The organism is Klebsiella sp. DY2415, from assembly GCF_026314315.1.
In the GTDB taxonomy this organism is placed as follows: domain Bacteria; phylum Pseudomonadota; class Gammaproteobacteria; order Enterobacterales; family Enterobacteriaceae; genus Klebsiella; species Klebsiella ornithinolytica.
In genome coordinates, this window is sequence record NZ_CP111115.1 from 2,743,670 (window position 1) to 2,769,693 (window position 26,024).

General features: G+C 53.6%; 27 protein-coding genes and 2 pseudogenes. 11 read left to right on the forward strand and 18 right to left on the reverse strand.

What is annotated here, in order from left to right; all coding sequences use genetic code 11:
• The first annotated feature begins 433 nt into the window (after positions 1 to 433).
• Positions 434 to 1,234 carry a hypothetical protein gene (locus tag OQV00_RS12985; protein ID WP_004862099.1) on the forward strand — a complete coding sequence of 267 codons (801 nt, stop codon included), beginning with the start codon at positions 434 to 436 and terminating at the stop codon, positions 1,232 to 1,234.
• Between the two features lie 86 nt (positions 1,235 to 1,320).
• Entirely contained in the window at positions 1,321 to 2,136 is an 816-nt protein-coding gene (locus tag OQV00_RS12990) for a DNA/RNA non-specific endonuclease (protein ID WP_044023526.1), read from the forward strand.
• 111 nt (positions 2,137 to 2,247) lie between these two features.
• Here OQV00_RS12990 and OQV00_RS12995 read toward each other — a convergent pair whose 3' ends face one another.
• The 3 genes from OQV00_RS12995 to OQV00_RS13005 all read right to left on the reverse strand — a co-directional run bounded on the left by OQV00_RS12995 (position 2,248) and on the right by OQV00_RS13005 (position 4,225).
• Positions 2,248 to 2,796 (reverse strand): DUF924 family protein, encoded by a 549-nt coding sequence (locus OQV00_RS12995; protein WP_077266760.1) that lies wholly within the window; start codon positions 2,794 to 2,796, stop codon positions 2,248 to 2,250.
• A gap of 39 nt (positions 2,797 to 2,835) precedes the next feature.
• The gene (locus tag OQV00_RS13000) at positions 2,836 to 3,444 is read right to left on the reverse strand and encodes a maltose acetyltransferase domain-containing protein (protein WP_004862093.1); all 609 of its coding nucleotides are present in this window, start codon (positions 3,442 to 3,444) and stop codon (positions 2,836 to 2,838) included.
• Between the two features lie 199 nt (positions 3,445 to 3,643).
• On the reverse strand, positions 3,644 to 4,225 hold the full coding sequence (locus tag OQV00_RS13005; protein WP_152292824.1) for a nuclear transport factor 2 family protein: 582 nt from the start codon (positions 4,223 to 4,225) through the stop codon (positions 3,644 to 3,646).
• 108 nt (positions 4,226 to 4,333) lie between these two features.
• Between OQV00_RS13005 and OQV00_RS13010 the strand changes: the two genes are divergently transcribed.
• Positions 4,334 to 5,218, forward strand: coding sequence for a LysR substrate-binding domain-containing protein (locus tag OQV00_RS13010; RefSeq protein WP_015584316.1), 885 nt, complete (start codon positions 4,334 to 4,336; stop codon positions 5,216 to 5,218).
• Here OQV00_RS13010 and OQV00_RS13015 read toward each other — a convergent pair.
• A complete protein-coding gene (locus OQV00_RS13015; protein ID WP_266280563.1) occupies positions 5,215 to 6,450 on the reverse strand; it encodes an MFS transporter in 1,236 nt (411 codons plus the stop codon). The genes OQV00_RS13010 and OQV00_RS13015 overlap by 4 nt on opposite strands.
• A 142-nt stretch (positions 6,451 to 6,592) precedes the next feature.
• Between OQV00_RS13015 and OQV00_RS13020 the strand changes: the two genes are divergently transcribed.
• Both OQV00_RS13020 and OQV00_RS13025 read left to right on the forward strand, forming a co-directional pair.
• Positions 6,593 to 7,048 carry a winged helix-turn-helix transcriptional regulator gene (locus OQV00_RS13020; protein WP_004862084.1) on the forward strand — a complete coding sequence of 152 codons (456 nt, stop codon included), beginning with the start codon at positions 6,593 to 6,595 and terminating at the stop codon, positions 7,046 to 7,048.
• Between the two features lie 109 nt (positions 7,049 to 7,157).
• A complete protein-coding gene (locus tag OQV00_RS13025; protein WP_266280566.1) occupies positions 7,158 to 7,520 on the forward strand; it encodes a hypothetical protein in 363 nt (120 codons plus the stop codon).
• 62 nt (positions 7,521 to 7,582) lie between these two features.
• Here the strand turns inward: OQV00_RS13025 and OQV00_RS13030 are convergent, their stop codons facing one another.
• Entirely contained in the window at positions 7,583 to 8,473 is an 891-nt protein-coding gene (locus OQV00_RS13030) for a DMT family transporter (protein WP_044351621.1), read from the reverse strand.
• Positions 8,474 to 8,576: 103 nt separating this feature from the next.
• Between OQV00_RS13030 and OQV00_RS13035 the strand changes: the two genes are divergently transcribed.
• The 3 genes from OQV00_RS13035 (at position 8,577) to OQV00_RS13045 (ending at position 11,757) form a co-directional block, all read left to right on the forward strand.
• Positions 8,577 to 9,911, forward strand: coding sequence for an aminotransferase-like domain-containing protein (locus OQV00_RS13035; protein ID WP_100663662.1), 1,335 nt, complete (start codon positions 8,577 to 8,579; stop codon positions 9,909 to 9,911).
• Between the two features lie 287 nt (positions 9,912 to 10,198).
• Positions 10,199 to 11,044 (forward strand): KUP/HAK/KT family potassium transporter, encoded by an 846-nt coding sequence (locus OQV00_RS13040; RefSeq protein ID WP_416309820.1) that lies wholly within the window; start codon positions 10,199 to 10,201, stop codon positions 11,042 to 11,044.
• Positions 11,045 to 11,208: 164 nt separating this feature from the next.
• Positions 11,209 to 11,757 carry a hypothetical protein gene (locus tag OQV00_RS13045; RefSeq protein ID WP_004862054.1) on the forward strand — a complete coding sequence of 183 codons (549 nt, stop codon included), beginning with the start codon at positions 11,209 to 11,211 and terminating at the stop codon, positions 11,755 to 11,757.
• A 157-nt stretch (positions 11,758 to 11,914) separates the two neighbouring features.
• On the opposite strand, the gene OQV00_RS13050 is transcribed toward OQV00_RS13045, so the two are convergent.
• Positions 11,915 to 12,556, reverse strand: coding sequence for a hypothetical protein (locus OQV00_RS13050; protein WP_266280572.1), 642 nt, complete (start codon positions 12,554 to 12,556; stop codon positions 11,915 to 11,917).
• Between the two features lie 2 nt (positions 12,557 to 12,558).
• Between OQV00_RS13050 and OQV00_RS27150 the strand changes: the two are divergent.
• Positions 12,559 to 12,708: pseudogene (locus tag OQV00_RS27150) on the forward strand (GNAT family N-acetyltransferase); the annotation flags it as partial.
• A gap of 115 nt (positions 12,709 to 12,823) precedes the next feature.
• Here OQV00_RS27150 and OQV00_RS13055 read toward each other — a convergent pair.
• The 4 genes and pseudogenes from OQV00_RS13055 to OQV00_RS13070 form a co-directional block, all read right to left on the reverse strand.
• Positions 12,824 to 13,195, reverse strand: a pseudogene (locus OQV00_RS13055) (ISNCY family transposase); the annotation flags it as partial.
• A gap of 148 nt (positions 13,196 to 13,343) precedes the next feature.
• Positions 13,344 to 13,742 carry a helix-turn-helix domain-containing protein gene (locus tag OQV00_RS13060; protein ID WP_154949064.1) on the reverse strand — a complete coding sequence of 133 codons (399 nt, stop codon included), beginning with the start codon at positions 13,740 to 13,742 and terminating at the stop codon, positions 13,344 to 13,346.
• A 48-nt stretch (positions 13,743 to 13,790) separates the two neighbouring features.
• Positions 13,791 to 15,137 carry an ISNCY family transposase gene (locus OQV00_RS13065; protein WP_204112107.1) on the reverse strand — a complete coding sequence of 449 codons (1,347 nt, stop codon included), beginning with the start codon at positions 15,135 to 15,137 and terminating at the stop codon, positions 13,791 to 13,793.
• A 186-nt stretch (positions 15,138 to 15,323) separates the two neighbouring features.
• Entirely contained in the window at positions 15,324 to 15,485 is a 162-nt protein-coding gene (locus OQV00_RS13070) for a hypothetical protein (RefSeq protein ID WP_155075028.1), read from the reverse strand.
• Between the two features lie 312 nt (positions 15,486 to 15,797).
• Between OQV00_RS13070 and OQV00_RS13075 the strand changes: the two genes are divergently transcribed.
• Entirely contained in the window at positions 15,798 to 16,097 is a 300-nt protein-coding gene (locus OQV00_RS13075) for a hypothetical protein (protein WP_155117244.1), read from the forward strand.
• Positions 16,098 to 16,202: 105 nt separating this feature from the next.
• Here the strand turns inward: OQV00_RS13075 and OQV00_RS13080 are convergent, their stop codons facing one another.
• From OQV00_RS13080 to OQV00_RS13105, 6 genes are all read right to left on the reverse strand, one after another.
• The gene (locus OQV00_RS13080; protein WP_015584329.1) at positions 16,203 to 17,078 is read right to left on the reverse strand and encodes an NAD(P)-dependent oxidoreductase; all 876 of its coding nucleotides are present in this window, start codon (positions 17,076 to 17,078) and stop codon (positions 16,203 to 16,205) included.
• A gap of 261 nt (positions 17,079 to 17,339) precedes the next feature.
• Positions 17,340 to 18,056 (reverse strand): ABC transporter ATP-binding protein, encoded by a 717-nt coding sequence (locus OQV00_RS13085; protein WP_004861956.1) that lies wholly within the window; start codon positions 18,054 to 18,056, stop codon positions 17,340 to 17,342.
• Positions 18,053 to 18,928 (reverse strand): ABC transporter ATP-binding protein, encoded by an 876-nt coding sequence (locus OQV00_RS13090; RefSeq protein ID WP_032717450.1) that lies wholly within the window; start codon positions 18,926 to 18,928, stop codon positions 18,053 to 18,055. The genes OQV00_RS13085 and OQV00_RS13090 overlap by 4 nt, the downstream gene beginning before the upstream one ends.
• A complete protein-coding gene (gene livM / locus OQV00_RS13095) occupies positions 18,925 to 20,211 on the reverse strand; it encodes a high-affinity branched-chain amino acid ABC transporter permease LivM (protein WP_015584332.1) in 1,287 nt (428 codons plus the stop codon). Before livM ends, OQV00_RS13090 begins: the two co-directional genes overlap by 4 nt.
• Positions 20,212 to 20,221: 10 nt before the next feature.
• Entirely contained in the window at positions 20,222 to 21,136 is a 915-nt protein-coding gene (locus OQV00_RS13100; RefSeq protein ID WP_015584333.1) for an ABC transporter permease subunit, read from the reverse strand.
• Positions 21,137 to 21,235: 99 nt separating this feature from the next.
• Entirely contained in the window at positions 21,236 to 22,294 is a 1,059-nt protein-coding gene (locus OQV00_RS13105; RefSeq protein WP_162180097.1) for a branched-chain amino acid ABC transporter substrate-binding protein, read from the reverse strand.
• 714 nt (positions 22,295 to 23,008) lie between these two features.
• Here OQV00_RS13105 and OQV00_RS13110 point away from each other — a divergent pair.
• The gene (locus OQV00_RS13110; RefSeq protein WP_015584334.1) at positions 23,009 to 24,415 is read left to right on the forward strand and encodes a glycoside hydrolase family 10-like protein; all 1,407 of its coding nucleotides are present in this window, start codon (positions 23,009 to 23,011) and stop codon (positions 24,413 to 24,415) included.
• Here OQV00_RS13110 and OQV00_RS13115 read toward each other — a convergent pair.
• Positions 24,348 to 25,679, reverse strand: a complete 1,332-nt coding sequence (locus tag OQV00_RS13115; protein WP_015584335.1) for a type II toxin-antitoxin system HipA family toxin — start codon at positions 25,677 to 25,679, stop codon at positions 24,348 to 24,350. The two genes, OQV00_RS13110 and OQV00_RS13115, sit on opposite strands and share 68 nt — an antisense overlap.
• Complete coding sequence (hipB, locus tag OQV00_RS13120) at positions 25,679 to 25,951, reverse strand: type II toxin-antitoxin system antitoxin HipB (protein WP_032717448.1); 273 nt, start codon at positions 25,949 to 25,951, stop codon at positions 25,679 to 25,681. The genes OQV00_RS13115 and hipB overlap by 1 nt, the downstream gene beginning before the upstream one ends.
• Positions 25,952 to 26,024: the final 73 nt, after the last annotated feature.

Below are 26,024 nucleotides of genomic sequence, written 5' to 3' on the forward strand. Positions count from 1 at the left end.
ATAAAGAATATTATCCTTAAAAATAAAATTACACAGTTTTAATGATCGAATAAACACATATTTTAAGATATCCATCCGCATCTGTGCAAATGTCTATTGTCCACTCCATACATTATTTTCATAATAATCATCGCGTTGTTTTTCGCTCATTAAAGCAACCTCGACATATAATTTTGAAGATTGCATGGAATATTTGATGGATAAAATTCGGACAGAATATAAGCTAGTAAAACATCAAATTTGCAGCCCGCCAGATATTCTGGCGCAATCATCATTGCAACCAGCAATGCACGTTTTCGTTTCTCTTTTACACTGCCAGTTTGATGTTAAATCATCGTCTTTTAATAGGTAATCAACCACAAGGCAATCACTTGCTTTGCTCTTCGCAATGGTACAGTGATTGCATCTGTTTAATATTGTTCGGAGATAAACCATGAGTTCGGAAGATATTAAAGACAGAACACAGACCTGGTTTAACTACATTACCAGCCCGGTAAATCATGATCATATATTCTTGTTTAACTCACAAGATATACTTGTTATGAACCCTGCGATAGCCGCTGCAACGCAGGATTATATTGATGGTAATATTCACGCAAGTAAACTTGTTAATGCAACATCGTCAGCCCCGCAAACTATGTTTGATGGCCTGCAAACCATTGTAAACCTCTGTCGCGTGCAATCAGGTTATAACGCGCTGGATCCTGATGGTACCGGGAATAAAGTCTATTTCACCAGGTTTACTCAGAACGTGGCCAACGTTCCGTGTCTGAGTTTACTAAGCGCAGAGACAAAAAATATTAAACAACAAAGCCATAACGCAGATGAGCTCATCAACTCATTTGTCGATGCTTTTGATGGTCTTACACAAAGCGACCAGTCTAAGATTAAATCTTCCGTAACCTCGTTAGCGAAAGCCGCGCTAAGCTATGCAAACCAGGATCAGAAATCATCAAACTTTACGCAAAACATTTTGCAAACTGGCGACGACCAGGTGATTTTCACGCTATATGCCAGCACATTTGAGATTTCGTCGACCCAAAGCAAAGGCGTGATCTCCTTTAAGTCTGAATACTCATTGCAACAGGCGTTATATAGTCTCTCCCGTGCGAGCTGGGAACGGGTTAAAGATCTGTTTGCGGAACAAGAAAAAACCACCATGGAACAGTGGTTGAATGATATGAAAACGCCGGCTAAAAGTGGCAGCACAGTAAAAGCCCTGTGTCTGGAATGACGTTTTTTTAAATAAAGCGCTGCAATAAATTGCAGCGCTTTCGTTTAATATTGGCGTGGTCAAGCGTAATGCTATGAGGTGTTAAGATGCGTATTTACTATAGATATTTATGCTTGTGGTTTGTGTTCTTATTATTTTCTTGTACTACCAGTTATCAACCCTCGACTCAATTTCCTGTAACAACAGATAATTGTGAAGTTGGATGCCCGAGCGGTGGCAGTGATCAAACATTAGTTCGCGATAGTTATACCCTGAATAATAATAGCAATACTAAGTTTGCTAATTGGGTGGCATATAAAATGACAAAATCCAGTCAGGCGAGCGGCCGTCCGAGAGACTGGAAGCGGGATCCCGCATTACCACCTGCTGATACATTATCCCCGGATGCTTATCAAAATGCTAATACGCTCCTTGAGGTAGACCGCGGACACCAGGCACCGTTGGCTGGGTTAGGAGGCGCGTCAGACTGGCCATCACTCAATTATCTGTCGAATATTACTCCACAAAAGGCGGACCTCAATCAGGGAGCCTGGGTTAGGTTAGAAGATAAAGAACGAGAACTGGCCAACAGAAGTGATGTTACGGCTGTTTATTCAGTCACCGGACCACTTTTCGAACGACATATCGCCACTTTACCGGCGGACCCTTCGGTTGAAATTCCAAGTGCCTACTGGAAGATCATTTTTATTGGCGTCAGTCCTGATAAAGGACAATACGCAGCGTTTCTGATGGATCAGTCAACGCCTAAAACAGCTAATTTTTGCGATTACCAGGTCACCGTAGACTTGATTGAGAGTAAAACAAACCCAAAACTCTCGATTTGGTCCTCGCTGCCTGCGAAGGTCTCGGCTCATATCAAAGCAACGAAAGGGACTTTAGCCAGCGAGATGGGTTGCCTGTAAAACGATAATCTGGCTTGTTAAACTCAGACCGCAGAATGGCCGTGATGGGGATACAGTGGGGTAAGTGTTCATACAACGCCAGCGCCATGAATGTGTGTCGTCCGGGCGGGGCTATCGTTGTTGATTAAGCCAGCGGCGCTCTTCCGGCGTGGATCTTCTGCCGAGCGCCTGATTGCGATACGGGTAGCGGCCAAACTGGTCAATCACCCGCTTGTGCTCTGTTTCTGCTCTGAGTGAGCGTGTGCTCGCGTAGCGTTGATAGAGCCTGAGCGCAGCAGCATGAATTATCGGCGATTCCGAATGCATAAATGGCAGCAGGGCAAAATCGCGTCTTTCAACAGGAAGTTGGTCAAAGTCAGGTTGTTTGACCAATTCCTGTGCCAGGGCCAGCGCCATACCGTCGGCAGCGAATGAAAGCGGGCTGTTGCGAAACAGATTGCGCGAAAACTGATCGAGCACGATGATTTCCGCCAGCCGACCGGAGCTGCTCTCCCGCCACTCGGCCAGCTCACCGCGCAAGGCTGCCTGATGAACATCAGAAAAGCGGTGACGAATCTGCTCATCAAAACCCGCGTCCGATCGAAACCAGCGTTCAGGCGGAGTTTGATGAAACCAGAATTGCAGAATTTCCCGGGCATCACTCATCGTATTAAGCGACATTTTCGCTCCTGTTATCAAGCCTCGACGATTGCCAGTGGTTTACTCCGCATCCATCACCGGCAAACCTGCCAGCGCGTTCCGGCGATCCTGTTCGCCGATCGGTCTGAGCACCCGGCAGGGAACGCCGGCGGCCACCACGTTGGCGGGAATATCTTTTGTTACCACGCTTCCGGCGCCTATCACGCTGTTACGGCCAATGGTCACGCCAGGGTTAATGATAGCGCCGCTGCCGATCCAGACATTGTCTTCCAGGGTGACGGTCTGTGAAAACTGCTGACCGGTAATGCGAACCGCGGGGTCAATCGGGTGTCCGGTCGTCGAGATGGTGACGTTAGGGGCAATCATGACATTATTGCCGATAATCACTTTGCCATCATCGACAACCACCAGATTAAAATTTGCGTAGAAGTTATCGCCGATACTAATTTGACTGCCGTAGGCCACGTGCAGCGGCGGTTCAATCCAGACGTTATTCCCGACGCGGCCCATCATCTGGCGGATCAACGCCACGCGTTTCTCGGGTTCTGCGGGGGACGTATGATTAAATTCATACGCCAGCATCTTACCCCGAAGCCGCTCTTCCGGCATCCCCTCATCCATATCGGTGTACAGGTAGCCACTGGCGAGGCGTTCCCTTTGCGTCATCATCTTGAGATCCTTTGCATTGTTGAAGTAGGGGGCTTACGTCATCTGGTTTGCGTGCCATCCCGCCTCCGCTTAAGCCTGAGGCGAAGGGCGGGCTGCAGCCAGGGTGATAAGCCGAGAAATCAATGAGGTTATAAAAATACTTTTTTATACATATCACGGATTTGTGCTAAAAATCGAACCTGGATTGTTGATTGTGTGCTTAGGCCAACAGCCAGCTTTTCGCACCGGCTTTCATCTTCGCTTCCAGTTCGCTGCCGCGGGTAGCAAAAATCCGTCCCAGCGGAAAACCACTCTGTTGCAGAAGATAGGCCAAAGCCGCGTATTCGCGGGGGTAAGCCAGCGCTACCGACGGGTCAATTTCAACCGGACCGAGCGGGAAGGTAAAGGTACCCATATCGTAAATGCTCTGCCGGTGAAACAATTTCCACACGCCGTCTCTTTTTTCTGCCAGATCGTAGAACCGGTTATGGCATTCACAGCCCAGATTGAGTTTGACGTTTTCAGCGATGATCATGGCGTTGGTCTCAAGAATAGCCTTGTTCCCGCTGGCATTGAAGGTGATCACAGGTGTGCCGATGAGGTGTTTGGTGCGTAGGTCAGATGCGCCCATCCGCATGGAACCGTCGACAAAATCGCTCGCCAGCCCTTCAAACCACGTGATTTCGATCGTGCCATCAGGATGAAACAGCTGACGTAGCGCGGCCCATTCACCGAGGTCGCGATGCATCCAGCCATTCACCAGATCGTTGAGTTGTTGGCGGTCTTGTTGGCGATTGTTCATAGCTTCAGCTCCTGTTAGTTGACGGCCTTCAGTTTGCGGAACGGCAGGGTTAAACTCAAATAGATAGATCTGACTGAATAATCATTTTAAATGATGAATGGGGGGTGTATGGAGTTACGTCATTTGCGCTATTTTCTGGCCGTGGCGGAGGAAGGGCACTTCGGACGCGCGGCCGAACGGCTGAATATTGTTCAACCCGCACTCAGCATGCAGATCAAAGCGCTGGAAGCGGAATTGGGCGGGGCGCTGTTTATTCGCACCAGCCGCCGCGTTGAGCTCACCGATGCCGGGAAACTGCTGCAAGCAGAGGCCCAGCGGACGTTAGACCAGGTCGAGCATACCCGTCTGGCCGTGGCGCGCTCTCTTCGCGGCGAAACGGGGCGTGTAAGGGTCGGATTTGCCGGCAATGCAATCTTCAGCGGTAAAATGATGAGCGATCTGCGGCAGTTCAGAAAACGCTACCCGGATGCGGAGGTGACGATTGAGGAGATCGGCCCGCAGCAGCAGGTGGCGGCGATTCTTGCCGGGCAGATAGATGTTGGCTACACACCCGATAATAGTACCACCCATTCACCCGGCATCACGGTATATCAGGCGGGGCGCTGGAAGATGATGGTCGCGCTGGCGGACGATCATCCGCTGGCCGCTCACGCCTGTTTGACGGTGGAGATGCTCGCCGGAGAACCTCTGGTTCTGCATGATACTCACGATAATCATGAACAGCTTTACCTTGTGCTGGGGCAAATGCTGGGCAGCCAGTTCCATGTTGCCCATCGTTCTGGCAGTACTCTGAGCGTGCTGGCGATTGCCGCGGCGGGCCTCGGGCTGGCGCTAATTCCGGCGCCGCTGCAGCAGGTTAACATCCCGGGCCTGGTCTATCGTAGCCTTAACGCACCGGAAGTGGCGGCGAATCTGGTGATTATCGGCCGTGCAACCGAACCGGGTCGCACCGTCGCCGCCTATCTCGCCCTGGCCACCCAGTCGCACACCTAGCGGACAGGCGATCTTTTCTGTAACCCCAGCCAGAAAAACAGCGCCGCCGCGCTGATGCCCGCACCGGCCAGACAGACCGCATTCCAGCCCCAGTGCGCATAACATTGTGTCGCCACCACGGCCCCCAGCGCGCTGCCGACAGAGTAAAAGCACATATATGCCCCGACCAGGCGACTTTGTGCGTCGGGCCGTGCGGCAAAGATCAGACTCTGGTTAGTGACATGAACCGCCTGTACGGCGAAATCGAGAATGATGACCCCGATGACCAGCAGCGGCAGGGAGGTTTCGGCCCTGGCGATCGGGGCCCAGGCAAAGAGCAGTAATGCCAAAGAGACGCCGGTGACGCGCTGCGCTGCCCCGCGATCGGCCCAGTGTCCGGCCTTTGACGCGGCCAGGGCGCCAGCGATGCCCGCCAGGCCAAATAAGCCGATCTGCGTATGGGAAAGTCCCTGAGCGCTGAGCGGTAAGACCAGGGCGGTCCACAAAACGCTGAAGGCGGCGAAAATCAACAGAGCAAAGACGCCTCTGACCCGTAGCGTCGGTTCCGTCATCAGCAGGTGGAAAACAGATGTCATCAGCGCCAGATAGCTTCCAGCCATGGGCGTTTTTCTGACGGCCGGCATCGCCTGAGCAAGCACCGCGGCCAGCAACAGCATCAGGCTGGCTGCGCTGAGATATACCGCGCGCCATCCGGCAAGATCGGCAATCACCCCTGAAGTTAAGCGGGCGAGGAGAATCCCCAGCACCACGCCGCTGGTGACCATCCCTACCGCTTTACCGCGCCCGGCAGGGGCGGCCAGCGCGGCGGTACAGGCCACCACGATCTGCACAACGACCGCCATCATCCCGACAAGCGCCATGGCGTCGAGGAACATAAACCAGCGTTGTGACAGCCCGGCGACCGTCAGCGCGGTCGCCAGTAGCAACAGCTGGGTAATAACCAGATATTTGCGATTCACAAGATCGCCGAGCGGCACAATAAACAGCAGACCGACCGCATAGCCGATCTGCGTCAGAGTCACCACCAACCCGACCGTCGCGGACTGTACGCTGAGGCTTGTTGCCATTGATTCAAGCAAAGGCTGGGCAAAATAGACATTGGCGACGGCCAGCGCCGCCGTCAGTGAAAACAGGCAGGTGAGCCAGGGCGTTAACCGCTGTTCTTCCCGATTCGACTCTGCTACGCAGTACGTTAACGCCGTCTCTTCTTTCAGGCCTGGCTTTATCTTCATGGTGTTTTTCCGTATCAATTGCGGTTTCTTTTTAAAACCAGATTACTCATAATTAGACGTAGAAGTTTTTTTTTGCAACTAGTTTTGTTTGCGTTTATTCTGGCGACTGAACAATTCGCCCAGTGAAAGAAGGAGAGGCCGTATGGCGAAGCAGCAATCACTCACCGACGGTGAATGTCCTGTCGCCAGGACTCTGGAGGCAATCGGCGAACGCTGGTGCATGATGATCATTCGTGAGGCCTTTGACGATGTCCGACGCTTCAGTGAATTCCAAAAGAATCTCGGCCTGGCAAAAAACATTCTCGCCTCACGCCTGAAACAGTTGGTTAATCTGGGCGTGTTCGAGATCTGCCCGGCCTCAGACGGGAGCGCTTATAAAGAGTACGTGCTGACCGAGCGCGGTCGCGCCGCATTTCCTATCGTGGTGGCCATGCGGCAGTGGGGGGAGCGCTATATGTTTGAACGCGGAGAGGTGCATTCGGTACTGCTGGATAAGGCATCGAACCAGGTGGTTATGCCGCTGGAGGTGCGTTCTGCTGAAGGCAAAACGCTGGCGCCGCAGGATTGCCATCGTCGGCGAGTGGTGAAAGGCGAGTAGCGCGGAAAGTCCGGCGCCGTCGGTAAGCTATACTCATTCCACTTTCCCGGCGCTGGCAACAAGCGCGCAGAACCGGGCGATGTTCATCCCGCGAAATGAGGTCAGCTTTATGAATACTGAAATTAAAGGGGGAATTGATATTACGATGAAGGTTCCCCCGCACCAGTATCAACAGACGCTGGATTTCTACCGACAAACGCTCAGGCTTCCGGAGATTACGGACAAAGCGCCTGCCACCGGCTTCATCCTTGGCCCAAACCGACTGTGGATCGATGAAGCGCCTGGCATCAGTCAGGCGGAAGTCTGGCTGGAGCTGTTCACCCCCGATTTTCACGCCGCGGAAAAGCATATCGAACAGCACGGCGTCGTGCGCTGCGATGCGGTTGAGCCCTTGCCGGAAGGGTTTAAGGGGGGATGGATCATGAACCCCTGCAATATTGTCCATATGCTGCGGGAACCAGAAGCCTGGTGATTTCTCTTTGCCGATTGGTTTCCGACTGGCCACCGGCGATTATTTATCATCCCGGCCGCAGGTTACCTGGCAAATTTTCGCGAGCCGATCACGCATAAGATCACGCCCAGGGTGATCAGGATCATCAGCGGGCTGACAACTTCATGCAGGAGCGTAGCCGATAGCGTCAGCCCAAGGAATGGCTGTAACAGCTGTAGCTGGCCGACGGCGGCAATCCCACCGGCCGCCAGCCCTTTGTACCAGAATATAAAGCCGATCAGCATGCTGAAGAGTGAAACATAACCCAGCGCCAGCCAGGCGGAAGCAGAGATCTGGCTAAAAGAGGCCGGCAGGGTCAGAATGGATGCTGTCAGCATAAAGGGCAGGGAAATAATCAGCGCCCAGCTGATAACCTGCCAGCCGCCCAACACGCGAGTCAGTTTTGCCCCTTCAGCGTATCCCAGACCGCAGACCATCACCGCGGCCAGCATCAGCAGATCCCCGGTCAGCGAAACGGCGGCGTTCTGGGATAACGCAAATCCCATGACCAGCAGACTCCCCATCCCAGAGAAGAGCCAGAAAATGGGTGTTGGTCGTTCGCCGCCTCGAATCACACCGAAAATCGCCGTGGCCAGCGGCAGCAGCCCTAAAAAGACGATGGAATGCGCCGACGTCACGTGCTGCAGCGCCATTGCGGTCAGTAAAGGAAAACCGACGACCACGCCGAGCGATACCACAAGCAGCGGTAAAAGTTGGTCCGCACGCGGGCGTTTTTCCCGGTAGCCAAAAATGAGTATCATCGCCAACGCCCCGGCAATCGTTGCCCGCAGGAAGGTCAGGAAAAACGGGTCTATATCGACCACGGCGACCCGCGTGGCAGGTAAAGACCCGCTGAATATCACAACGCCGAGCAAACCATTTAGCCAGCCGGAAGCTGAACCCGGTGCCGTTTTATATGCTGTAGAATTTACCACTATGACCTCACGTTGCGGGAACACTCATTATCTTGAGCATCTGGTGAGCCGATGGTAATCTCAGGCATCTGATACAATCAAATTATTGTCATGGATACATTGGATGAAAGCCCGCTATAAAGCCATCGTCGATCGGTTTGCGGCGTCGATTCGCCGCGGTGACATCGCGTCGGGGACGCGTTTGCCGACTCATCGGGATCTTTCGGCAAAGGAGCATATTTCTCTGGCAACGGCGACGCGGGTCTATGCAGAGCTGGAAGCGATGGGGCTGGTCAGCGGTGAGACCGGGCGGGGAACGTTCGTCAGAGAGATTGCGCTGCCGCCTGGTCACGGCGTCGATCAGCACGCGGTGGCCAGCGATGTCCTTGATTTGAACTTTAACTATCCGACATTACCTGGGCAGGGCGATGCGCTACGTGATGCTCTGCGACGGGTGGCCGCCGCCGGTGATATTGAATCACATTTACGCTATCAGCCTCATGCCGGCCGGCTTAGCGAACGCGAGATCATCGCCGGACATCTTGCCGGGCACCGCTTTCAGCCATCAGCGGAGAATGTGATTATCGTCAACGGCGCCCAGCATGGACTGGCTGTCGCGGTGATGGGCCTACTCAGACCAGGCGATGTGGTGGCCGTTGACGCGCTGACCTATCCCGGCTTTAAAGCCCTGGCCGCGCTCTACCATCTCGAACTTATCGCCATACCTTCGCTGTCCGATGGTCCGGACTTTGCCGCCTTGAAGCAACTTTGCCAGAAACGAGATGTGCGCGCCGTGTATACCATGCCCACGTTACATAACCCGCTGGGCTGGGTGCTGAGCCAACGACAACGTAAAATATTGGCCGACATTGCCCGCACTCATGACCTTGTGATCATTGAAGATGCCGCGTATGCCTATCTGGCTCATCGTCCTCCTCCGCCGGTCGCTGTTTTTGCCCCGGAACGTACTCTCTACATCAACGGATTTTCCAAAAATGTGGCCACCGGACTGAGAGTCGGCGTGGTTATCTGTCCTGACGCTTACCGAGGAGCCCTGCAGAGAGCGGTCCGCGCAACGAGCTGGAACACGCCATCAATTATGACGACCCTGGTATGCAACTGGATACAGGATGGGAGCGTCGCCCGTTTTGAAATGCTGAAGCGACGGGACGCGCGCCAGCGGCAATCCGTGTTGAGAGAAGCGCTCGGGGATATTGCTTATATCGCCCATCCGGGCTCCTATTTTGCCTGGCTTCCTCTGCCGGATGAGACCAGGGCCGACCGGGTGGTCAAAGATCTGCTGGATAAAAATATTGCCGTTTCAGCGGCTGAACCATTCTGTACCTCACAAACGGTGCCTCAGGCTATCCGGATTGCGCTTGGTTCGGTGAATATCACCCATTTAAGAGCGGCGCTGCTTCAGGTCCGCGAGGCTATCGAATCGGAACAATATCGTTAGCATGGAAAAGCGCAGGGAAGGGAGATCCGGATAGGGTATCGGCGGCAGGAGAAGGGGGATGCGTGATAAATATGGTGAACCTGCTTATTTAAATCGCCATGCTACGTAGATTTTCCGCGGCTTAGAGCTGAGTCTTATTACTCTGTATCCAGAATAGGCGCCACAAGCGTTCATCCTGTCCTGACCGGGCGCATGAAGATTGAGCGCACATATAAATTTCAGCCGTTCCCTGCTATAAACGATCGCTAATCACCGCGGAGAGCTACGGGCAAATCTATATCGGCACGATTAACTGGCTGCTGATGATCGTTACCGTCGGTCTCGCGATTGCATTCAAATCATCAGAGAACCTCGCCGCAGCCTATGGGATCGCAGTGTCGTTGACGATGCTGATGACCTCCGGGCTGCTGTTCATGGCTATGCGGCAAATCTGGGGCTGGAATCTGCTTGCCAGTACGCTGGTTGCCATCAGTTTTCTGCTGATCGACAGCAGTTTTCTGATTGCCAATCTGGTCAAAGTCATGGAGGGCGGTTATATCCCGCTTATGCTGGCAGCCGTGGTTTGCGGCGTTATGATTATCTGGAACCGCGGCGTGAAGGCCACGTCACGCGCGATTAATGAGAAAGTGATGGATGTTGACGAGTTCTTCAAGAAAATCAACCGGCTGAAGATTCCTCGCGTACCGGGTACTGCGGTGTTTTTAACCCGTAGTCAGAATGGCGTGCCGCCGGTTATGCGCTGGCACGTCGCGCGTAATCGCGCTCTGCAACAGCAGGTCATCTCATTGACCATTGAAGTACAGAACATCCCTTATGTGGATGCGGGGAAGCGACTGGTGCTTACCGAGCGGGCACCGGGTTATCTGCAGGGCGTTGCGCATTATGGCTTTATGGAGCAACCGCATATTCCGCAGCTTCTTCATGGCGTCCCTGGACTGGCGGTTCCGTTTGTTCCAGAAGAGATCACCTGGTATCTGGGACACGAGACGATCATCGCGCTCGAGGGGCATGGCATGGTCGCGTGGCAGCGTAACTGTTTTGCGTTTATGGTGAGAAACAGCACCCACATTACCAATTACTATCGTTTGCCGGGCGATCAGGTGGTGGAAATTGGTCGGCGGGTAGCAATTTAGCGCGGTGGTAGAGAAATGGCGTTCATCCGGCGGCGGTCTTATCGGCTTCGGAGTCAGCGTTGGCGCTAAATTAGCATATTGTCAAAGCTTAGTAGAATTGTTTAATCAGCGGTTCATTAGAAAATCAGTCATCATTTTCAGTACGTTAGTCAAGGTGAGGGTGTATGGATAATGCGCGATATAAACCGGATGGCCGTAAACGATATACCACATGGTTGTGGTGCGGAATTTTGTATTTGGTTACATGGTATTGTTCGGCGGATGAAATAAACCTGTACTCAATCAATACGGGCTCATATGTTTATCATTTAACCCATAACCACGGGCAGTATACTGAGAATTTTGAAAATAACTTCATATCCGTGGAGCGAAAATTCTCTGATGATTCAAAATATAGTTTTGTGCTCGGCACAATGAAAAACAGCTTTGATGACAGATGCCTGGCTGCCGGCGTAAGAAGGGATTGGGTAGGGTGGGATAATGGCTGGGTTTTCAAGGGAATATATGGCTATGTCGGTGAGTTTTTCTTTGATGCTTTCAGTGATTGCGGCGATCATGGCTCATACCATGATTTTAAGAAAGCGACAGGAATCGGTTTTTCTCCCTATATCTATCATGGGTTCCAGTATAATTTTACATCTTATTTTGGGATGGATGTTGGCATTATCATACCGTCAGTATTTGTCATTACGGCACAGTGGAGCTTTAGATAAAATAGTCGTGAGAAAGCGTATATTTCGAAAATGACATAAGCGTTCGTTTTAGAGAAGGAGAAGCCTGCCATCAAAATGTCTAAGAGGGCCGTTGTTATGCGCTGATTTGAATAACAACGGGCGCTCTCTACCTTAACGTTTTATCCGTATAGATGGATTAATATCCCGTCATATCATCCTCCCTGGGAGGGTGGGATAATGCCCCCCCTTTAATACATTTCAGTATAGTAGTCATGGTGCTTAAATCGTTATCAAAGCCCCCGTGAGAGGTTGATTTTGTCTCGTTGCTTTGCGAATGATAGATTATCAAATTATTTCCTTTCGGCATTCCAGATTTATAAATTTCCATTCCAGCTAATGGCATATTTTTTCTTTCCTCAAATGCACGAGATACCAGATACAGCAGGGAGTGGCGGTATTTTGGCCATGGGACAGATGGCAGGCCAACAATATCCTTATACTCCAGGTCATCCTGCATCATATACAGATAAATTTTATCGTTTAGCTTTATACTCCCTTTATCTGTGAGCAGAGGCTGATAATGTTCATTGAAAAAATCCACGGTGCAGGCTGGAGCCATCAAATGAATACTCTCAATACAGAGAGTATTCAGCTCAAAACGGCCGAAAGTGGTAAGTAGCCTGCCCAAAACGATTGACCCGGCACTGTGTCCCACCAAATGAATTTTGATCTTTTTCACCCTGGCCTGATCCAGTTTTTTGAGCAATGGCAATAGTCCACGATAGCCGCCATCATAATCAGGGTCGCCGCTGAACGCTGCCTGAGCATCTCCTTTCATATTACCGTACAGAACATATCGCAGTTCAGGTCGGTGTAAGGGCGCTTCTCGTCCATGCCTTGAATGATGAAGTCAGGGAGTTTTACACCAGGTTTGGATTCGAGCCCTCGATTATCAATACACTGACATTATTGTTCCCGATAAAAGTATGAAAATGATGTTTCATTATTGATACAGCCGGCAACAGAGATTGTGGGAAACGAATGGAACTTCCTACTGGTTAAAATGGTAAACGGTAAAGAATGTTGAGTCTGATAATGAGTGGCAAGCTCGTTGTTTGCGGGGAACCCTGAGACCGGCTTTAACCCTAAGCGACCGGACAGTTTCTGTGGACTGATGGTCATCAAGTTCCGCGAGTTTTTCACGTGCCTGCGTCGGCCCAAAGTCGATATAGCGTTCGCGGATTATGTTGAGTGCATACCGGGCAAGACCGGCCGGGAGCTGGTTATTGCTGGTTTTTCCCCGACGACGGTTAGCTGTGTTCGCGGAAACGTGAAAGAAGACGTCGCGACACTGACGCTCGAAGATACCCAAGGCGCTGCGCGGCTATCTGTGTGGTCAGTCGCCGGCGACAACATCGTGAATGATTTTGAGTCGGTTAACTTCATCCAAAGTGAAAAACTCCGCTGCATGAACAATGCATCGGAATCCCTCGATGGTGAAGAATCTACGGCTTAGGACATTATAGCTTTGCTACCACATCATTTGTCTAGCCAATGTTGAAATGTCGTGCTGAAAACCAGACAGAGATGACGTTTGGAGAGTCTGGGCAATGCCTTCTTTAATCTTAGTCAGGTTTGGAGGATGGTCGCGGATGCCAGGCTTTCTCGGCTATCATTAGTTTCCGTACGGTCTCTTTTGAAATCCGGACACCGTATTCTGTGGTCAGTATTCGCCAGATGGCTGACGGATTCATACCCCGGCCGCGTGAGCGAATAAGCTGCAGGGTCTGGTCTCTGATGGTGGCGTTTAACTGATGATTGCCTGGCTTTCCACGGCGCCGGCTGACCAGACCGGCTGGCCCCAGCTCGCGGTAGCGTTTAATCAGACGGGAGCACTGACGACGGGTGAGCTCCATGGACTCTGCCACTTCTGCCAGCGTAATTTCCCGCGCCATATAGGCTTCAATCAAATCCAGGCGTAGCGCTTCGTGCAGTGTCAGGAGCACTGGTTTGTTGTCGTCCATTTTTCTCTCATCTGTCGGCCATATCAGATCCGCAGGTGAGGGAAGGGCTCATCGCTTCAGGCTGGGGATAAAATCCTGCGGACTGGCCAGCACCGGGTTGATCGCCCTGAGCTCTTCCAGTGCACGCTCCTGAGCGCGCCTGCGGGGCATTTTTGTACTGCGCATTCGCTTTCCTTCAGCCTCCAGCTCGTCCTGTTTCTGCTGTGCCAGCCTCAGAACGGCACCCAGTCGTTTGTTATCGACAACAGCTCCCTGATCAACGCAGGTCAGTTTATCGAAAATCTTATAACCTAGTGGCCGGTGCTGATGCCGGAAAGCAATGCTTCCGTCAGGGTAATCATAAACGGTAATTTTTTCACCTGCTATGCGCGTATTTTGTTCGGTGGGTTCAATGATATACATCACTTTATCATACTGAAAAGTCAGTGCTTTCGATAAGGTCCGCAGCTCCTGCCAGGCGAAGATATCATTCAGCTCCAGTGGACTCTGTGTGACCACACGGTGCAGATCTTTAGGGTATTTTGCCGGCCGGGAGAAACGACGGTTAAAATCGGACATGAAATGTTCAATCCACTGATTGGCTTCAGCAACCGAGCTGATGTTCTGCAGGCGCATCTCTTTAATCAGGCGATCCTGGAGCGTTTTATTTACCCGTTCCACGCGACCTTTTGCCTGGCTGCTGTTGGCACAAATCAATTCGATCGCCAGTTCCCGGAGAGCCCGTCCGAACTGGGTTGTGCCGGTACGTCGGCTTTCCGGTCCGCTGACCCTGAACACCGCATGCTTGTCGCTGTAAAATGCGACAGGTTTACCATGTTTATCAATGTATTGCCGGGTAGCCATCATGTAGTCAAACGCGTTTTCTGAATCACAGAATCGCAGGTGCATCAGGCGACCGGTGGCGTCATCCATGAAGACCAGAAGACAGCATTTTGGGGCTCTGCTTTCGAACCAGTCATGGTGAGAGCCATCGATCTGAACCAGTTCGCCGAGACAGTCGCGACGATAGCGTGGCTGGTAAACCCGGGTTCGCCGGCGGGAATGAGGACGCCAGAGACCGTCGGCTGTCATCCAGTTACGGACGGTTTCAACGGAGAGATGAATATGATGGCGTTCAGCCAGTTTTTCGGTTGCGAGCGTTGGGCCAAAATCTGAATAGTGGCACCGGATCAAATCCAGGGCTTTACAGCGTGTTTCTTCATCGATCCGGTTGTTTGCAGGACGTCCACGGCGGGAAGATGCAAACGCGGTTGCGCCATCTGTCCGGTACAGGCGCACAAGACGCTGCACCTGACGAACGCTGAGCTTAAGTATGTCTGCTGCGTCGCGCTGAAGCAAAGCCCGGTCAAATACTCGCTGAATGATGCCAAGCCGGTAAAGTTCTTTGTCTGTCATAGTCACCAACATAAGATCGCGGTCCTGTGCTGAGCAAAATGAAGGCTTAGCGTACACGACGCGTGTGAATTGTGCTGAGACGACAATAACGCTTTGTGCTGACATCATTGGTTCGCATAATGTATATTATGTTAAATTGCATTTAAGGAACCCTGACGTTATACGGCCCTGATGCTATGCCAGATATCAATAGATGCCCGCCTTGAGTTCCTGCCCTTTTTCATACATCAGCTCGGGATACATTATCTTCATACCGCGTGCTGCTTGTTGCTGCTTCATCAACTCAGCATCACCACCGCAGATTGCTACCATAATCACAAATGTCTGTGGATGTGGATAAATACCCATTCGGCTCACCCTCAGTTGCCAGCTGATGAATTGGGCACTATCTCAGTCCTGTCTGGCTGAATACGGCCTGGCTGAGTCATCACGTTGTCGGACACTGCGTTAATCCGGCTCCGGCGCATTCCAGTTTTCTCCGTCAGTGCAGGCAATTCCCGGTGTCCCGAACGCTAGTGACCCAGTCAAACCACTGGTCCGGCAGCTTGTCGCTAACTCAAAATGAAACGAATAGCGGAAAAAATGAAATACAGGCAGCACGCGAGCTGTATTAAATTCCATCCCCACCTGGCATAGCGCCATTGATGGCGCTCTCTGGCGTTGGCTGCGGCAATTTTGTCTTCAGGTTCTGCGACTTTTGTATTCACTCTTTTTCTTAAAAAGTCCCAACACGACATAACGAGAATTAAAATCACGATCGCTTTAAAAAGTAAGGTATTAAGCATTGTCAAACAGTCAGCCTCGTCTGGCTTAATAACACAAAACCCTGCGGGTACAGCGCAGCAATGGCGCTCAGAACACAAACGTAATATTCCACGCCCAGGCACAACTACAGCGAATATCGCTGATGTCGGCGTAGCGATCCCCAAAAACTGGAATATTCCGCGCATTACCTTATGATTTATAAAGATTTAATGGAAAATGCGTGCGCTACGTGAATTCTGTATGTTTCGCAGTACGATTATGCACAAGAATTCACGTAGGCTCCCTGCTCTTTTGGCATTATTACTCGGTTGTCGGCCGTCCCGCCAGCCAGGCATACACCGATGCCAGGTCTCGATCGGCATATCCCTCATCGGCGGCGTCATCCCAACAGTCGGCGATGGTGGCCAGAATCGGCAGCTGCGTATCTTCCGCCGCTTCGAGCGCCAGCCGGGCATCTTTCAGCGCATGGCTGAGCTGCATCTGCGGAGTAAAATCATTCGCCGCGATCATCTCCAGCTTGGCTTTCACATACGGTGCCGCCAGCGGGCCACCGTCAAGCGCGCCCCAGAACGCTTCTGGCGTAAAACCTAATTTCGCCGCCAGTAGCGTACTTTCTGCGACGCCTTCCATCATGGTGATCAGCCAGGCGTTCAGTACCAGCTTCATTTTCTGGCTGTTGCCGGCATCACCAAACCATTGTGTGCCGCGCGCAATCGCGGCAAAGACGCTCTCGGCCTTTGCGCCTCGCTGACGATCCCCGCTGGCAAGCACCAGAATTTGCGCATTTTCCGCCGGTTTTTTGGTTCCCGACACCGGAGCATCAAGATAGACCATCGATGGACGAAGCGACGCCAGCAGGCCAACGGCCTCCTGTGTTTCTTCCACGCCAATCGTCCCCATCTGGCAGAAAACGGCATCTGGCTGGCAAACCGGAGCCATTTCGCGGATCGCATTCAGAGTCGCCTCACCATCGGTCAGTACCGACAGAATCACCTCCGCCGACGCCGCGGCCTGTTGCGGGGTCGCGTGACGGATTAATCCGCTGGCCATCAAATCTTCACCCCGCTCAGGGGAACGGTTCCAGCCATGAACGGTAAAGCCTTTTTTTAACAAATTGCTGGCAAAAGCATGCCCCATGGCACCGAGCCCAATAACGGCAACAACCGGTAAGTTCATTCCATTTCTCCTGCGTTAATTTCGCACCTGCATAGCGTCCCGGGCAGCGATCCGTCCGTTCAGGTGACGTCGGTAGCGTGCTAACCGGGTAAAGTTCATTCAGTATGCCCGTATCCGCGGAACAAAGGCCAGCACGTTTATCGTCTTTATCCTGCAGAAATCAGTGGCTTGCCCTGGCGAGAAAAACAAACGCCGGCGGGAAATCGCCGGCGGACAGGATATCGCTGCTTTTTTATGTTTAAATGGTGACACTGTCACTTATCAGGTGACGCCGAGATAGGCATTTCTCACCTCCGGGTTATTCAACAATTCCCTGCCCGTTCCGGTTAATTGAATCTGACCATTCACCATGACGTAGGCGCGATCGGACAACTTCAGCGCATGATGCGCATTTTGTTCCACCAGAAACAGCGTCATGCCCTGCTGCGTCAGCTCCCGCAGGATCTGGAAGATCTGTTTGACCACCAGCGGCGCCAGTCCAAGGCTGGGCTCATCCAGCAGTAACAGTTTTGGCCGGCTCATCAATGCCCGGGCAATGGCCAGCATCTGCTGTTCGCCCCCCGATAACGTCATGGCGCGTTGCGCCCGTCGCTCTTCAAGACGCGGAAAAAGCTGATACATTCGCGCTTTGTCCTCATTCTGATAGCGGCTGCCGACGGGAATTGTCCCCATCAGCAGGTTTTCCTCCACCGTCATATCGGCAAAAATTCGCCGCCCTTCCGGCGCCTGGGCAATACCGTTACTGGCAATAAAATGGGTAGATCGTCGGCTGATATCCTCGCCGCGATAGCGAATTTCTCCTGCAGCGATGCGTGGCTGGCCAAAAATGGACATTAACAGCGTGGACTTCCCGGCGCCGTTGGCGCCGATTAGCGCCACCGTCTCCCCTTCATTAACCGTTAAGGAGACCTGTTTCAACGCCTGGATTTGACCATAGAACACATCAACCTGACGAAATTCAAGCAACGGTTGGCTCATTCGGCAAGCTCCTCTTCATCCGTTCCGAGATAGGCCGCGATCACGCTGGTATTCGACTGAATCTCCTTCGGTTCGCCGCGGGCGATCACGTCGCCATGATCGAGCACGATCACCTGATCGGAAATCTCCATCACCATTCCCATATCGTGTTCAATCAAGAGTACCGTCACGCCGTGATACTGGCGCAGGAAGCGGATAATCTTGCTCAGCGCCTGAGTCTCCACGGGATTCAGCCCCGCCGCCGGCTCATCCAGACAGATCATCTCTGGCCCGGTACACATCGCGCGAGCAATCTCCAGCCGCCGCTGCTGCCCGTAGGAGAGCGTTCCCGCCAGCAGGTTAGCGCAATCCGCCATCCCGACCACCTCCAGCCAGTAAAAGGCCCGATCCAGCGCCCGGTTTTCGGCATTTCGATACCCGCGGGTATTTAAGATCCCGGCGAGTAAATTACGGTTTACCTGCATGTGCTGGGCCACCAGCAGATTTTCAATTACCGACATCTCACGAAACAGCCGGATATTCTGAAAGGTTCGTGCCAGCCCCGCCCGGTTAACCAGATGCGTCCCACCGAACATTTTGTAATACAGCCGCGATCCCAGCGCGGCTGGATGAAGAAAATCCGTCGGATGAAGCTTCTGCCCCAGAACCTGAATCACGTCGGTGATCCGCGAACGGGCATCTAGCCTGATCGCCCCGCCGGTTGCACGATAAAACCCGGTCAGACAGTTAAATACCGTGGTTTTCCCCGCGCCATTAGGGCCAATCAGCGCGGTAATTGACCCTCTTTTGACCTCAAGATTGACATCATTGAGCGCTTTAATGCCGCCAAAATGCATCATCAGATGCTCAACCTGCAAAATAGTGTCATTCATGGCGCCACTCCCTTCCGTACCGCTACCCCCGTACGACTGGTACGCACCAGCCCACGCGGCCGCCAGATCATCATCAGCACCATTAATACACCAAACAGCAGCACCCGATATTCGTCGAACCCCCTGAGCAGTTCCGGGGCCACCGTCAGGACAAACGCGGCCAGCACCACGCCCAGCGTCGAGCCCATTCCGCCCAACACCACGATGGCCAGAATCAACGCCGACTCAAAAAAGGTAAACGAGGTCGGGTTAACAAACCCTTGATAGGTGGCAAAAAAGACCCCGGCAATTCCTGCCGTGGAGGCTCCCAGCATAAACGCCGAGAGCTTCACCAGCACATGGTTGAGCCCCATAGCCCTGCAGGCTATCTCATCTTCACGCAGCGCCTCCCACGCGCGCCCGATAGGCATTCGCGTCAGCCGGTGCTTAATAAACAGCACCAGCAGGACCACCAGACAAAGCACGGCGTAGATAAAGATAAATTTGAGGTTGGGGTTATAGCTGATGTGCAGAAACTCGTGGATGGGCACCCCGCCGTCTTTGGCCCGCCGGCCAAACTCGAGGCCGAACAGCGTCGGCGCCGGGACGGAAACCCCATTCGGTCCGCCGGTAAAACTGACCCAGTTATTCAGCACCAGGCGGATAATTTCGCCAAACCCGAGGGTGACAATCGCCAGATAATCGCCATGCATTCGCAGCACCGGAAATCCCAGCAGCGCACCGGCCAGCGCCGCCATAATGGCACCGGCCGGCAGCATTGCCCAGAATCCCAGCCCCAGATACTGATAACCCAACGCCAGCCCGTAGGCACCAATAGCATAAAAGGCCACATAGCCCAGATCGAGCAGGCCCGCCAGACCGACCACAATATTCAGCCCCAGTCCCAGCAGGACATAAATCAGCCCGAGAATGGCGACCGTCAGCAGATATTTCGTGGCGACGATCGGGAACAGGATTGCGAGGAGCGCCAGCAGCGGAATCACCCAGCGCAGCCGCGAACGATAACCGGCGGGTCTCACGTATACGCCATCATTCGTTCCTTCAAAACGGGCGAGAAACTGGCGACCGCTGCGACTTTGCAGCAGCAGACTGAGCAGCAGTCGCCCAATCATCACGATGCCAACCAGTATCAACACCCGCTGGGTTGACAGATTGTAACTGTAACCTTTAAGCACAATGCCCACGATCGGGCCAAATACAATCAGCGCGCACAATCCGGCCAGGATGCTGTCGATCAGGCAGCGCCTGATATCCAGCCCTGGCTTACGGGACACTTCAGCCATGTTTGACCCCTTAAACCTTAGCAACCATCGGGCGACCCAACAGCCCTTGCGGGCGGAAAATAAGGATCGCCACCAGCAGCGCGAAGGAAAAAACATCTTTGTAATCCGAGTTCACCAGCCCGGCGAACTGCGCTTCGGCCACCCCCAGCAGTAAACCGCCGAGCATCGCGCCGGGTAGCGAGCCGATCCCCCCCAGCACGGCGGCAGTAAAAGCCTTGATGCCGATGATAAAACCGATATAGAAATCAAAGGTGCCATAGTTCATGGTCACCAGCACGCCAGCCAGACCGGCCATCGCCGCGCCAATGACGAAAACCAGCGAGATCACCCGATCGGTATTAATTCCAAGGATTGCGGCCATTCGCCGATCCTGCTGCGTCGCCCGGCAGATGCGCCCGAGCCGGGTATGCTGAATGATCCAGGTCAGGACGATCATGCCCACCAGCGCGGCGACAAGGATAAATATTTTGGTCCAGGTGATTTGCACGATGCCGTCGCCAACCTCAAAACGCAGGACGCCGGAGAGCAGCGTCGGGATCCCCTGTTGATTGGGGCCCTGGCTGATTTGTACGTAGTTCTGCAGGATAAGCGACATACCGATAGCCGAAATCAGCGGCGCCAGGCGGGTGGAGTTGCGCAACGGCCGGTAGGCGATACGTTCGATAGTCCAGCCGTAGACGCCGGTCACCACAATGGTGAAGACCAGCGTGCCGAAGATCAGCAAAGGAAAAGAGTGAATCCCAAAACCGGAGAGCAGCGCCAGCCCGATAGCGCACAGATAGGCCGAAATCATGTACACCTCGCCGTGCGCGAAGTTAATCATGCCGATGATGCCGTACACCATGGTATAGCCGATGGCGATTAATCCATATACGGCGCCCAGCGTCAGCCCATTGATCAATTGTTGTAGAAAGAACGCTTCCATAGACACCATCCTGCCGGTAAACGGGCAGCGAACAGCCTGGCGCACCGCCGCTGCCTTTTCGCGAATAGCCCCTTGCGAAGGGGCGGAAAGTTCTGGCGGTTAAAGCTGGTGATATTTGCCTTTATCATCCCACTTATAAACCACGTAATCGGATACCTTCAGATCGCCCTTGCCATCCCAGGCTTTTTTGCCCATCACGGTATCGACGCTGTGGTTTTTCAGCCATTCGCTGGCTTTGGTGTTATCGGCTCCAACGGCATTATAGGCTGCGGCGATCGCCTGGATAGACGCGTAGGCATACAGGGTATAGCCTTCCGGTTCGAAACCGCTGGCGCGGAATTTTTCAATCACGGCTTTCCCTTCCGCAATGGTGCGCGGATCCTGACCGAAGGTCATCAGCACGCCGTCAGTGAACTGCGGGCCGCCGGCAGCGGTCACCAGCTCTTCCGTCACAATACAATCGCCGGAGAAGAATTTCGCCTGTACCCCCTGTTCTCTCATCTGACGAACCAGCGGGCCGGCTTCCGGATGGCAGCCGCCGAAATAGACCACATCAGGCTTCAGCGCACCAATTTTGGTCACCAGCGCGTTGAAGTCCTTCTCGCCCCGGGACAGCCCCTCGTACAGCACCTCTTTCGTCCCGCGTTTCGCCAGCGCGGCGCGGGTGGCATCCGCCAGCCCCTGGCCATAGGTATCTTTATCGTGGATCACGGCGATTTTTTTCGCCTTCAGCACATCCAGCATATAGTTCGCCGCAATAGCCCCCTGCTGGTCGTCACGACCGCACATGCGGAACATATCTTTCATACCGCGTTCGGTGATTTGCGGGTTCGTCGAGCCCGGGGTGATCGTCAGAATACCGGCCTCATCATAGACTTCGGAGGCCGGCATGGTGGATGACGAACAGAAATGCCCCACCACGGCAGAGACACCGGACTCATCGACCAGACGGTTCGCCACCGCGACAGCCTGTTTGGGTTCGCAGGCATCGTCCCCCTGAACCAGCACAATTTTTTCGCCTTTGATTCCTCCCGCCGCATTAATATCCGCCGCCGCCTGCGAGGCCCCTTTCCAGTACTGGGCGCCATAAGTCGCATTCGGCCCGGTAAACGGTCCGGCAACACCAATCTTCACATCCGCCTGTGCGTAAAATGCCACGCTCATACAACCCGCAATCGCAAAATGAAGAGTCAACTTTTTAAGTTTCAGAGACATTCGATATTCCTCAGCGATTTATAGCCTTGCGCCCTGTTACGGCGCGGAAAATATCAATTACTGTTTGGTTTGCCGAAGGCTGACAATGTGCCGTCACGGCCGGGGTGGAAGAAGCAAAAATCCCGCCAGGGAGAAATGGCGCGTCAGATCGCTTAGTGATGGATGGCAATAACGCGTGATAACAACGTTACCGCCTCCGGCTGACGTGCATTTCAGTACGAGTCAGGAGGTCTGTTGCCATCACGTGGCGAGTCGGGAACTGCGGCGTCCATATCGACCAGCGAGCTAAACATAGTTGCTCTTTTCACTCGTTGCGCACTGCCCTGGTGCAAAAGTGCGAAAATGATCATGAGAGTGAATAATTTTGTTGCGGTATTGTGAACAATATAACAAGACGCGCGAGAAGCGGCGCGTTAACAGGGATTCCGCGCTATGGACGCATAGCCCACTCTTATGATTTCCATCGTGCCGGCTGACCTCATCTGACGGCAAAAGGCGGCGATAACGACCCGACGCTGTTGCGGCGTCGTTCACCGCCGCGCCCGCCCAGCCCACATAACAACAGGTCAGACGCGGGGAGAATACACACACTGATTGACTTGAATCCGAATCGTAGGAGAATGCATCTTCACGCAACGGCCTATAACGATGACGAATATGATTTTCTGCTCTCGTAGCGTCCCTGTTTTCGCTAAAGTCACCCTGTCCGCCGCGGCCGTGGCCGCCGCGCTGTTGTTGGTGAGCTGTTCCGGTAAACCGCCCGCCTCTCTGGTGACTCCGCTTCCTCCGGCGCTGAAACAGCCCCATTTACCCAAAACCCATGAACCGGTACGCGGCGTCTGGCTGACAACGGTATCTCGCCTTGACTGGCCGCCTGTCGACTCGGTGACGACTGGCGACCCTGCGGTTCGGATCCGTCAGCAGCAGAAAGCGTTGACCGATAAACTGGATAAACTGCAAAGCCTCGGCATCAATACCGTCTTCTTCCAGGTCAAGCCGGATGGCACCGCGCTGTGGCCGTCAAAAATTTTGCCGTGGTCCGATATGCTGACCGGCCACATCGGCCAGGATCCGGGCTACGATCCGCTCCAGTTTATGCTCGATGAAGCCCACAAACGCGGTATGCGGGTCCATGCCTGGTTTAACCCCTATCGCGTCTCTGTGAACACCCGGCCAAAAACCGTCAGCGAACTCAACGGAACCCTGTCGCAGATCCCCTCCAGCGTCTTCGTGCTGCATCGCGACTGGATCCGTACCGCCGGCGACCGCTTTGTCCTCGACCCGGGGATTCCGGAAGTCCGCGACTGGATAACCAGCATCGTTGCCGAAGTGGTGGAACACTACCCGGTTGACGGCGTGCAGTTTGACGATTACTTCTACACCGAATCGCCGGGTTCCGCGCTGAACGACACCCAGACCTACCGGAAATATGGGCAAGGATATGCCTCAAAGGCGGACTGGCGGCGACACAATACCCAGCAGCTGATTGCCCAGGTGTCACGCACCATCAAGCAGCTTAATCCCGATGTTGAGTTCGGCGTCAGTCCTGCGGGCGTCTGGCGTAACCGGTCACACGATCCGGCAGGATCCGACACCCGCGGCGCGGCCGCCTATGATGAGTCTTACGCCGATACCCGCAGCTGGGTTCAGCAGGGGCTCCTTGACTACATCGCCCCTCAGCTGTACTGGCCCTTTGCCCGTGATGCGGCCCGCTATGATGTGCTTGCTAAATGGTGGGCCGACGTGGTGAAACCGACCGGTACCCGGCTGTATATCGGCGTGGCGCTGTATAAAATTGGCGAGCCGTCGAAAAATGAGCCCGACTGGATGGTCAACGGCGGCGTTCCGGAGCTGAAGAAACAGCTGGATTTGAACGAATCGATGCCGCAAATCCAGGGGACGATCCTGTTTCGCGAGAACTATCTCAACCAGCCGCAGACCCGGCAGGCGGTGAACTACCTGAAAAGCCGCTGGGGAAGTCGCGTCGGGCCCTCGCTCAGCCCGACGGAGACGCCGCCATTGCGTTCTGCAAGCGTGAATGGACCCACAGTAAGCGATCGGTGATCGCCTCATATACCGGTTGTGAAAAGTCAGGCGGTAAAGTCCCCTTTACCGCCTCAACCGCGCGGGGAACGTTATCGACAAAATAGCGCAGAATCTCCAGCATCTGCTGTTGGGCAAACCCTACCTCTTTAGCCGTGGCGAGAAAGTGACGCGGATAGAGCGTCTGGATCTCCGTTTTACGTCCTTTACTGGCCTTCAGACTCATCGACAGCTTGAGATCGCTCAGGTGCAGTCCCTTTCCGCCAAGCAGCGGAAACGCGGAGATAATGTCGTAGAACGGGGTTAAGCGGTAGCTGCCGCCCGGCTGGAGGAATATCGAGAAGTTTTTGGCGTGGCCATCGGTTGCGCCAATCAGCCACTGGAACACCATAAACTTCATAAAGTTATAGCGATCCTCGAGTGCCTCGCTGGAGCCAACCAGAAAAGCCATAATTGCCCGAATGCCCGGCCCGCCGTCGGACTCATACTTAATCGATGACGGAATGCCGAAGGCCTGACACAGATCTTCCTGCGGCAAACGCAGCAGCACCGTTTTCTCCTGCGCCCAGCGACGGTCGAAACGCTCCACCGCCAGCGCCCTGATACTGGCTGTCTGGATAATGCTGGCGGGCGGAACGGCAAAACCCAGCGCCCGGGCCAGCGCCAGACACAAATATTCGTTATCGACGCTTTCGCTGAGATCCAGCACCGCATCCGGCTGTTTGATCTCGCCGATAGGCAGTTTAATGATGTGGGTGGTCGGTGTGGTACCCGTCGGGATACACCACTGCTCACCGATTTTCAGCAGCGCGGTTTTCTCCTGGGCCCCGGCCACCGAGATCCTGAAATCATCGTGTTCGTTGACCATTCCGAGCGGTATATCCGACTGGTAGGCCGTCAGTAACGCATCCAGAGCGTGGTTATCCAGCGGCTCCCAGCTCAACGCACCGCGGGGCGCATTTTCTCCTGGCGGGAGTAACGTTACCGCCCCGACGCTGTCCCGTCCGATCTCGGCCAGCAGATCAAACGGCTGCTTTGAACGCGCCTGATAGCGCTTAACAATGCGGTCCCGTACCCGCGGACTGTCCGGCAGCAGATTGTCAAAGTAGTTAAATACCGCCTCGTCGGTGATGTTACCGTACTGCAGCGGAAGCGACAGTGAGAGCGGTCTGGCGCGAGGATTGCGCATCCACGCCTCTTCATAGCGAAAGAGATGTGCGCCGTTCGCCTGCTTGATTAGCTCGCCGACCCGCTCATTGTTCATCCATGTCACGAGAGTCGCCATTACCACTCCAGATCCCGCGGGTTATCACGGTTATCGTCGGTATCCGGCGCATTTTTTTCGCAAATCGCCATCGACAGTTCCAGTGACTGTAAAATTTTAAACACCGTGGTTAACGTCGTTTTCTCGGGATGATTTTCAAAGTTAGAGACGGTGGCCTGTTTAATCCCCATACGCTGAGCCAGCTCGCTCTGCGTCCACTGGTTTTTCTGGCGCACCAGCTTGAGATAGTTTGCCAGCTGAACCGGGCTGTATATCGTTGGTGAAGGGCTCATCGGGTCTCCTTATCCTCTTCTGCGGATAAAACACTGTTTATACCCTGTCAGGGATAATGTCAACCGGATTGCT

Bases quoted from the DNA above. Each gene is read 5' to 3' on its own strand.
- OQV00_RS12985 (WP_004862099.1), top strand. From the start codon at position 434: ATGAGTTCGGAAGATATTAAAGACAGAACACAGACCTGGTTTAACTAC.
- OQV00_RS12990 (WP_044023526.1), top strand. From the start codon at position 1,321: ATGCGTATTTACTATAGATATTTATGCTTGTGGTTTGTGTTCTTATTA.
- OQV00_RS12995 (WP_077266760.1), bottom strand. From the start codon at position 2,796: ATGTCGCTTAATACGATGAGTGATGCCCGGGAAATTCTGCAATTCTGG.
- OQV00_RS13000 (WP_004862093.1), bottom strand. From the start codon at position 3,444: ATGATGACGCAAAGGGAACGCCTCGCCAGTGGCTACCTGTACACCGAT.
- OQV00_RS13005 (WP_152292824.1), bottom strand. From the start codon at position 4,225: ATGAACAATCGCCAACAAGACCGCCAACAACTCAACGATCTGGTGAAT.
- OQV00_RS13010 (WP_015584316.1), top strand. From the start codon at position 4,334: ATGGAGTTACGTCATTTGCGCTATTTTCTGGCCGTGGCGGAGGAAGGG.
- OQV00_RS13015 (WP_266280563.1), bottom strand. From the start codon at position 6,450: ATGAAGATAAAGCCAGGCCTGAAAGAAGAGACGGCGTTAACGTACTGC.
- OQV00_RS13020 (WP_004862084.1), top strand. From the start codon at position 6,593: ATGGCGAAGCAGCAATCACTCACCGACGGTGAATGTCCTGTCGCCAGG.
- OQV00_RS13025 (WP_266280566.1), top strand. From the start codon at position 7,158: ATGAATACTGAAATTAAAGGGGGAATTGATATTACGATGAAGGTTCCC.
- OQV00_RS13035 (WP_100663662.1), top strand. From the start codon at position 8,577: ATGAAAGCCCGCTATAAAGCCATCGTCGATCGGTTTGCGGCGTCGATT.
- OQV00_RS13045 (WP_004862054.1), top strand. From the start codon at position 11,209: ATGGATAATGCGCGATATAAACCGGATGGCCGTAAACGATATACCACA.
- OQV00_RS13050 (WP_266280572.1), bottom strand. From the start codon at position 12,556: ATGAAAGGAGATGCTCAGGCAGCGTTCAGCGGCGACCCTGATTATGAT.
- OQV00_RS13060 (WP_154949064.1), bottom strand. From the start codon at position 13,742: ATGGACGACAACAAACCAGTGCTCCTGACACTGCACGAAGCGCTACGC.
- OQV00_RS13065 (WP_204112107.1), bottom strand. From the start codon at position 15,137: ATGACAGACAAAGAACTTTACCGGCTTGGCATCATTCAGCGAGTATTT.
- OQV00_RS13070 (WP_155075028.1), bottom strand. From the start codon at position 15,485: ATGGGTATTTATCCACATCCACAGACATTTGTGATTATGGTAGCAATC.
- OQV00_RS13080 (WP_015584329.1), bottom strand. From the start codon at position 17,078: ATGAACTTACCGGTTGTTGCCGTTATTGGGCTCGGTGCCATGGGGCAT.
- OQV00_RS13085 (WP_004861956.1), bottom strand. From the start codon at position 18,056: ATGAGCCAACCGTTGCTTGAATTTCGTCAGGTTGATGTGTTCTATGGT.
- OQV00_RS13090 (WP_032717450.1), bottom strand. From the start codon at position 18,928: ATGAATGACACTATTTTGCAGGTTGAGCATCTGATGATGCATTTTGGC.
- livM (WP_015584332.1), bottom strand. From the start codon at position 20,211: ATGGCTGAAGTGTCCCGTAAGCCAGGGCTGGATATCAGGCGCTGCCTG.
- OQV00_RS13100 (WP_015584333.1), bottom strand. From the start codon at position 21,136: ATGGAAGCGTTCTTTCTACAACAATTGATCAATGGGCTGACGCTGGGC.
- OQV00_RS13110 (WP_015584334.1), top strand. From the start codon at position 23,009: ATGATTTTCTGCTCTCGTAGCGTCCCTGTTTTCGCTAAAGTCACCCTG.
- OQV00_RS13115 (WP_015584335.1), bottom strand. From the start codon at position 25,679: ATGGCGACTCTCGTGACATGGATGAACAATGAGCGGGTCGGCGAGCTA.
- hipB (WP_032717448.1), bottom strand. From the start codon at position 25,951: ATGAGCCCTTCACCAACGATATACAGCCCGGTTCAGCTGGCAAACTAT.